The following is a 7,336-nucleotide window of genomic DNA, read 5'->3' on the forward strand; positions in this document are numbered from 1 at the left end:
AGGTCTGCTTTCGCAGAAAGCCGGGTGAGGGGTATGAGGCTTCAGGACGAAGCGCCGCTCTGAACGCGCGTCGATGGCGTGCTCAGTCCTGCAAGGTCATACCCCTCACCCCAACCCTCTCCCTATGGGAGAGGGGGGCGCGGCGTGGTTCATGCTCGATCCGATGCCCGTCCGCCTTCTCGACGAGATCGGGTCCAGAGACGTGAAGCCGATAGCCCGTGGAGCCGGCAGGGAGCGCGGTGGGCGTGCCTCCTCGCCTGGAACGGACTTCCCCGCCTCAGGCCGCCTGCCGGAACAGCGTGCGGGCCTCGTCCGTCGGAGCGAAATGGGTGCGCTGGGTGCGCGGGTCGCGCTCGGTCACCGCGACGAGGCCGGCCTCGTCGAGGCGCGAGAGGGCGCGCAGCACGTGGGCGTGGGCCACGTCGAAGATCCGGGCGAAGCTGCGGGTGTCGGGGCTGAGCCCGAGATGCGGAGCGGCGAGGAGACCCGCTTCCAGCCGCGAGAGGTCGGGGCGGCGCGTCTGCAGCTCCTCGACCGTGCCGATGAACTCAACTTCCGTCATGCGTGTGTCCGTGCCTGGAGGGTGACGAGGACCGACTTCGAGGTCGGCGTGTCGCTCTGCGCCCCTGCGGTCGAGAGCGGCACCAGCACGTTCAGCTCCGGGTAGTAGCCGGCGAGCGCGCCGCGGGGCATGTCGAAGGGCACGAGGCGGAAATCCTCCGCCACCCGCTCGACGCCGTCCCGGTGCGCGCCCCGGATATCGACCCGGTCGCCCAGCCGGGCACGGATCTCGGCGAGATCCTCCGGATGGGCGAACACCACGCGCCGCTCGCCGTAGACGCCGCGGTAGCGGTCATCCAGGCCGTAGACGGTGGTGTTGTACTGGTCGTGGCTGCGGAAGGTCTGCAGCACGAAGGTGTCCTCCGTGCCGGCCGCCCGCTGGTGCTCGGTGGCCTCGGGCAGGGCGTCGTCCGAGAAGGTGGCCCGGCCGGCCTCCGTCTCGAAGACGCGCTCCGCCGCGAGGTTGCGCAGCATGAAGCCGCGCGGCCGGCGGACCCGGGTGTTGTAGCCTGCAAAGCCCGGGATCGTGCGCTCGATCAGCTCCCGGATGCGGTCGTGGTCGTCGGCGAGCGCGGCCCACTCCACCCGCTCCGAGCCGACCGTCGCGGCGGCGATCCCGGCGATGATCGCCACCTCCGAGCGCAGGTGCGGCGAGGCCGGCCGGTTGATGCCGCCCGAGCCGTGGACCATGCTCATCGAGTCCTCGACGGTCACGATCTGGGTCTTGCCGCGGCTGTTGCGGTCGATCTCGGTGCGGCCGAGGCAGGGCAGCAGGTAGCCCACCGCACCCGGCACGAGGTGCGAGTGGTTGAGCTTCGTCGCGATGTGCACGGTGAGCCGGCAGGAGGCGAGCGCCCGCGCGACGAGGGCGGAATCGGGCGTGGCGCGGGCGAAGTTGCCCCCGAGCCCGATGAAGGCCCGGGCCGAGCCGTCGAGCATCGCGCCGATCGCGGCGAGCACGTTGTGGCCGTGCCGGCGCGGCGCCTCGAAATGGAACTCGCGCTCCAGCGCGTCGAGGAGGGCCGCGGGCGGCTTCTCGTTGATGCCGACCGTGCGGTCGCCCTGCACGTTCGAGTGCCCGCGCACCGGGCACAGGCCCGCGCCGGGCCGGCCGATATGGCCGCGCAGGAACATCACGTTGGCGATCTCGCGGATCGTCGCGACCGAGTGGCGATGCTGCGTCACGCCCATCGCCCAGGTGGCGATCACCCTGTCGGCGCCGAGATAGACCTCGGCCATCGCCTCGATCTCGGCGCGGGTGAGGCCCGACTGGTCGAGGATGGCGTCCCAGCCCGTCGCGTCGACGGCCGCGCGCCACGCGTCCAGTCCGGCGGTGTGCTTGGCGAGGAACGGCCGGTCGAGGAGCGAGGGCTTGCCCGCGGCGAGCGCCGCGTCGTCGACCGCGAAGATCGCCTTCGCCATGCCGCGGAAGGCCGCCATGTCGCCGCCCAGCCGCGGCTGCAGGTAGTGGCTGGCGATGGGGCGGCTCGCGCCGCGCAGCATCTCCACGGTGTTCTGCGGGTCGGCGAAGCGCTCCAGGCCGCGCTCGCGCACGGGGTTGAGCACCACCACGCGGGCGCCGCGCTCGGCGGCGCGGCGCAGGTCGCCCAGCATGCGCGGATGGTTGGTGCCGGGGTTCTGGCCCACGCAGAAGATCGCGTCGGCGCGCTCGAAATCCTCCAGCGTCACCGTGCCCTTGCCGGCCCCGATGGCCTGGGTGAGCGCGATGCCGCTCGCCTCGTGGCACATGTTGGAGCAGTCGGGGAAATTGTTGGTGCCGTAGAGCCGGGCGAAGAGCTGGTAGAGGTAGGCGGCCTCGTTCGAGGCGCGGCCCGAGGTGTAGAACTCGGCCTGGTCCGGGTGGGCGAGCGCGTTGAGCTCCTGCCCGATCTCCGCGAAGGCCGCCTCCCAGGAGACCGGCAGGTAGCGGTCGCTTCCCGCGTCGTAGCGCATCGGATGGGTGAGGCGGCCCTCGCCCTCGAGCGCGTGGTCGCTCCAGCCGCGCAGCTCCGCGACGGTGTGGCGCGCGAAGAAGGCCGGGGGCGTGCGCTTGTCGGTGGCCTCCCAGGAGACCGCCTTCACGCCGTTCTCGCAGAACTCGAAGGAGGAGCCGTGCTCCGGGTCGCCCCAGGCGCAGCCCGGGCAATCGAACCCGTCGGGCTGGTTGGCCTTCATCAGGGCGCGGGCGCCCGAGAGCGGGGCGCGGCTGCCCAGCAGGTGCTTGCCGCAGGACTTGAGGGCCCCCCAGCCGCCGGCCGCGGAGGAGCGCTTGGGAGACGCGACCGGGTGGTCCATGTGCTTGTCTCGGAAGAAGACCGTATGCTGCCGCGAGATAAGCGTCGAACCCCGGCCCGCTCAATCGCGTGCGGGCGCAGGCCCCTCATGCGCAGAAAGCGTGGGTCTAGCGCCTTGTTCTTATACTTGTTCGAACTTGCGAACGCGCGGCGACGGTCGCGATCTGCTTGCGGGCGGGTGTTCGGGGATCGACGGAGTCTGGTTGTCGATCGACAACGACTTTCAGTCGAGCTGCGCAGTTCGGCAAAACGGTGCCGGTTCCGGGAGGGAGCGGCATTTTTGTTCCGGCCGGAAGCGGGATCTCATATCCATCCTCCCCGGAATCCGGCACGCTGCCGCGCCACCCGATGCCTCAGCCCTCCGCGAGAACCGCCGCGTCCCGCCCGACGGCCGCCGCGAGGTTCGGGAGACCCTCCCGTTGCAGGCGATCGAGCAGCCCGCGCTTGATCGCGCCGACGAGGCCCGGGCCCTGATAGACCAGGGCCGAGTAGAGCTGCACGAGGCTCGCGCCCGCCCGGATCTTGGTCCAGGCGGCCTCGGCCGAATCGACGCCGCCAACGCCCATCAGCGGTACCTTGCTCCCGACCCGCAGGTAGGTCTCGGCCAGGAGCTTCGTCGCCGGGCCGAAGAGCGGGCGGCCCGACAGCCCGCCGGCCTCCCGCGCCAGGGCGGTCTCCGTCAGGCTCTCCGGCCGCGCCACCGTGGTGTTCGAGACGACGAGCCCCTGCACGCCCCGCCGCAGCGCGGTGGCGCAGATCGCGTCGAGGGCGTCGAGGGTGATGTCGGGGGCGATCTTCAGGAGCACCGCGGCGCTCGCGCCCGTCCCGTCCCGCGCCGCCACGACCCGGGCGAGCAGTTCGTCCAGGAAGGCCTCGCCCTGGAGGTCGCGCAGGCCCGGCGTGTTCGGCGAGGATACGTTGACGGTGACGAAGGCGACGTGGGGCGCGAGCCGGGCCGTGCAGGCCACGTAGTCGGCGAGCCGGTCGGCGGCCTCCTTGTTGGCCCCGATGTTGACCCCGACGATCCCCGGACGGCCCCGGCGCGCGGCCAGACGCCCGGCCACCACCTCGAGCCCCTCGCTGTTGAGGCCGAACCGGTTGATCACCGCGCCGTCCGCCGTCAGCCGGAACACCCGCGGGCGCGGGTTGCCGGGCTGCGGGCGCGGCACCACGCCGCCGACCTCGACGAAACCGAACCCGAGGCCGAGCAGCGCGTCCGGCACCGTGGCGCCCTTGTCGAAACCCGCGGCGAGCCCGACGGGATTGGGCACCGTGCGCCCGAGGAGCTCGACGGCGAGGCGCGGGTCGTCGGGGGGCGGGCGGCGCGCCGGAAGGGCCGCCAAGGCACGCAATGTCAGGTTGTGGGCCCGCTCCGCGTCGAGCCCGTGGAGCACCGGCCGGACCAGGGGGAACAGGACTTCGATCATGCCCCGATCTCCTTGGGGAAGACGTGGCGCCCGTCCGCCCCGAGGGCGAGCTCGGCGACCGAGCGCACCGCCGCGAGCGGCAGGTCCCCGTAGAGGTGCGGGAACAGGTCGCCCCCGCGCGAGGGCTCGAATCGCAGCGCCTCGCCCAGCGCCTCGGCCTCGACCGCGACCAGGAGGAGATCGCGCTGGCCCGCGAAGTGTCGCGCTGCCGTCTCAGGGACTTGCGCCGCCGTGGAGAAGTGGATGAACCCGTCGGCCACGTCCACGGGCGCCCCCGTGAACCGGCCCGAGCCCTCGGCCTCGCGCCAGAGGGCGCGCGGACAGATCTTGAAGATGAGAGGCATGCGCAGGTCCGATCGTTGCAGGCCGTCGATACGGCGCGGGGCCGCCGCCTGACAACCGTCCGCACGCAACGCGCTCGAGCAGACGCGCGGCCGAGCTTGTCGAAAAGGGGCGCCGGACCGGCAATGAGTGGTTGCATTCCGCGGTTTGTAGTTCTACTTTCCTACAACTAGGCCGTGCGTCTTTGCGGCCCGTTGAGGCACCGAGCCCGACAGATGTTGTCCCACGAGCAGATCTGGACCGCCATCGATCGACTGGCGGAACGTCACGGCTACTCCCCGTCCGGGCTCGCCCGCCGCTCGGGGCTCGACGCCACGAGCTTCAACCGCTCCAAGCGGATCGGCGCCGACGGCCGCAAGCGCTGGCCCTCGACCGAATCGGTCTCGAAGGTGCTGGCGGCGACGGGCGCGAGCCTCGACGAGTTCCTGCGCCTGATCGAGGCGCGCGAGGGACCGGTGCGCTCGACGGTGCCGCTCATCGGCATGACGCAGGCCGGCGTCGGCCGCCTCTTCACCGAGGAGGGCATGCCGACGGGCGGTGCCGGCTGGGAGGAGGTCGACTTCCCCGATCTCGGCGAGGAGCGCGCCTTCGCGCTGGAGGTGCAGGGCGACTCGATGATGCCGCTGTTTCGCGACGGCGACGTGCTGATCGTCTCGCCCTCGGCGAGCGTGCGCAAGGGCGACCGCGTGGTGGTGCGCACCCATACGGGCGAGGTGCTGGCCAAGGAACTGCGGCGGCGCACCGCGCGCACGGTCGAGCTGGTCTCGCTCAACCCCGATCACGAGGATCGCGTCCTCAACGTGGGCGAGATCGCCTGGATCGCCCGGGTGATGTGGATCCGCCAGTAGCGGTCGGCCGGCAGGCTTGGCCGTCGAGGTGGGGGCGGTTAACGCTGGTTGGGTCGCGGGCCCGGCCCGCTCCACCGGATGATGCCATGGCGGAGCCCGTACTGAATGGCGGCGAGCGCGGCCGTGAGGACGCCATCTCCGCGGCCGCAGCCCTGCTGGATCACGCGGCGGTGCCGGCCTTCCTGCTCGAGGATTCCGGCGCGCAGGCGCGGTTCGTCTACGCCAACTCCGCTTTCCTGGCGCTGACCGGTTACCCGCGGGACAGGGTCGTGGGCGGGGACCTGCGTCTCCTCCTCGGCGACCGGACCGAATCCTTGGGCGACGAGCCCCTCGATTTCCTCGGGGCGCGGATGGACGGGGCCACCTACTGGGGCTGCCTGACGCTCGGGACGGTCTCGGGCAGCGCGCTGCGGCTCGGGCAGGTGGTCGATGTGACCCGACGCCGGGACGTCGAGGGCGCGCTCGCGCTCTCCCGCCAGCGCGAGGCGCTCGGCCTGCTCACCAACAGCGTGGCGCACGAGTTCAACAACTTCCTGCAGATCCTGATCGGCTACATCGACGGGCTGAAGCGCCGGCTGGGCGACCGCCCCGAGCCTTTCGTCCAGCGCGCCATGAGCCGCTCGACGGACGCCACCGAGCGGGCCGCCGTGCTGACCCGTCAGCTCCTCGCCTTCTCGCGTCGGATCGCACCGGACGTGCGGGCGATCGACTTGGACGCGGTCGTGGCGGAGGCCGCCGTCGCCATTCGCCCGACGCTCCCGGAGCGGGTCCGGCTCGACGTGGCGACGACGCCCGACCTGCCCTGGGCCGTCGCGAACCCGACCCAGGTCGAACTCGCGCTGCGCCACCTTGTCGCCAATGCCTGCGAGGCCATCCCGGACCGAGGCTCGATCAGTCTCGCGACCTTCCGCATCCTGCCGGGCGAGCGCTCGATGCAGCATCCGAGCGAAGGGGCGGTGGGCGTGAGCGTGACCGACACGGGAAGCGGCATGTCGCCGGAGATGCTGGCCCGGGCGCTCGCGCCCTTCGCGACGAGCCATGAGGCCGGCCGTGGCGCGGGCCTCGCCATCGTCCACGGCCTAATGAAACGACAGAACGGCACGATCAGCCTGGACAGTCGTCCCGGCGAAGGCACGCAGGTGCGTCTCGTCTTCCCGGCCGCGATCCGCCGCGACGGGGGCTGATCGTTCGGCCCGCACCCCGCGCAACCGCGAAAAGCGGACCGGCGGTCGGACTAAAATGCTGCGTGGTCCGTCTCCATATAGTCGGGGCGTCCAAGACGCCGCGATCAGACGCCGCGATCCGTCTTCGCGTTCGGTATTCTCGCAGAGGCTCTCGATGCTCACCTCCACCAAGCGCCGTAAGCGCACGGCGACCTTCCTGGCGCTGGCCGCGGCGCTGACGGTTGCAGCTCCCATCGCGGAAGCCCGGCCCGGGGGCGGCGGCAGCGTCGGCTCGCGCGGGTCCCGCACCTTCAACGCGCCGTCCGCGACGCAGACCGCGCCTGGGACGGCGGCCCCAATGCAGCGCACGCAGGCCCAGCCGGGCATGACCAATCCGGGCATGCAGCCCCAGCAAGGACGGCGCTTCGGCGGCGGCTTCATGGCGGGCCTGCTCGGTGCCGGCCTGATCGGTGCCCTGCTCGGCGCGGGCTTCTCCGGCGGCCTCGGCGGCATCGCCTCCTTCCTCGGCCTGATGCTGCAGATCGGCCTCGTCGTCCTGCTCGTCGCCTTCGCGGTGCGCTGGTTCCGCCGCCGCAACGAGCAGCAGCAGCCCGCCGGCGCCGGCGCGCCCTACGCGCGTCAGGCGCTGAACGAGGGCCCGAATCGGAACCCGATGGGTGCCGGCGGTCCGGCCTCCGGCC

At 72.0% G+C, this 7,336-nt stretch carries 6 protein-coding genes and 1 pseudogene; 3 read left to right on the top strand and 4 right to left on the bottom strand.

Annotated elements, in window-relative coordinates:
- Positions 1 to 277: 277 nt before the first annotated feature.
- From AX737_RS23960 to AX737_RS23975, 4 genes are all read right to left on the bottom strand, one after another.
- Entirely contained in the window at positions 278 to 562 is a 285-nt protein-coding gene (locus tag AX737_RS23960) for a hypothetical protein (RefSeq protein ID WP_066925735.1), read from the bottom strand.
- Positions 559 to 2,856 carry an FdhF/YdeP family oxidoreductase gene (locus tag AX737_RS23965; protein WP_066925738.1) on the bottom strand — a complete coding sequence of 766 codons (2,298 nt, stop codon included), beginning with the start codon at positions 2,854 to 2,856 and terminating at the stop codon, positions 559 to 561. The genes AX737_RS23960 and AX737_RS23965 overlap by 4 nt, the downstream gene beginning before the upstream one ends.
- Positions 2,857 to 3,208: 352 nt before the next feature.
- Positions 3,209 to 4,282 (bottom strand): quinone-dependent dihydroorotate dehydrogenase, encoded by a 1,074-nt coding sequence (locus AX737_RS23970; RefSeq protein ID WP_066925741.1) that lies wholly within the window; start codon positions 4,280 to 4,282, stop codon positions 3,209 to 3,211.
- Positions 4,279 to 4,626, bottom strand: a complete 348-nt coding sequence (locus tag AX737_RS23975; protein WP_066925744.1) for a DUF952 domain-containing protein — start codon at positions 4,624 to 4,626, stop codon at positions 4,279 to 4,281. The genes AX737_RS23970 and AX737_RS23975 overlap by 4 nt, the downstream gene beginning before the upstream one ends.
- Positions 4,627 to 4,839: 213 nt before the next feature.
- Between AX737_RS23975 and AX737_RS23980 the strand changes: the two genes are divergently transcribed.
- The 3 genes and pseudogenes from AX737_RS23980 to AX737_RS23990 all read left to right on the top strand — a co-directional run.
- Positions 4,840 to 5,472, top strand: coding sequence for a helix-turn-helix transcriptional regulator (locus tag AX737_RS23980; RefSeq protein ID WP_066925747.1), 633 nt, complete (start codon positions 4,840 to 4,842; stop codon positions 5,470 to 5,472).
- Positions 5,473 to 5,558: 86 nt separating this feature from the next.
- Positions 5,559 to 6,656 (top strand): ATP-binding protein, encoded by a 1,098-nt coding sequence (locus tag AX737_RS23985; protein WP_066925750.1) that lies wholly within the window; start codon positions 5,559 to 5,561, stop codon positions 6,654 to 6,656.
- A 154-nt stretch (positions 6,657 to 6,810) separates the two neighbouring features.
- Positions 6,811 to 7,336, top strand: a pseudogene (locus tag AX737_RS23990) (hypothetical protein); the annotation flags it as partial.

The organism is Methylobacterium sp. CCH5-D2, from assembly GCF_001556475.1.
In the GTDB taxonomy this organism is placed as follows: domain Bacteria; phylum Pseudomonadota; class Alphaproteobacteria; order Rhizobiales; family Beijerinckiaceae; genus Methylobacterium; species Methylobacterium hispanicum.

Coding starts and splice junctions, on each gene's coding strand:
- AX737_RS23960 (WP_066925735.1), bottom strand. CDS start 562: ATGACGGAAGTTGAGTTCATCGGCACGGTCGAGGAGCTGCAGACGCGC.
- AX737_RS23975 (WP_066925744.1), bottom strand. CDS start 4,626: ATGCCTCTCATCTTCAAGATCTGTCCGCGCGCCCTCTGGCGCGAGGCC.
- AX737_RS23980 (WP_066925747.1), top strand. CDS start 4,840: ATGTTGTCCCACGAGCAGATCTGGACCGCCATCGATCGACTGGCGGAA.
- AX737_RS23970 (WP_066925741.1), bottom strand. CDS start 4,282: ATGATCGAAGTCCTGTTCCCCCTGGTCCGGCCGGTGCTCCACGGGCTC.
- AX737_RS23985 (WP_066925750.1), top strand. CDS start 5,559: ATGGCGGAGCCCGTACTGAATGGCGGCGAGCGCGGCCGTGAGGACGCC.
- AX737_RS23965 (WP_066925738.1), bottom strand. CDS start 2,856: ATGGACCACCCGGTCGCGTCTCCCAAGCGCTCCTCCGCGGCCGGCGGC.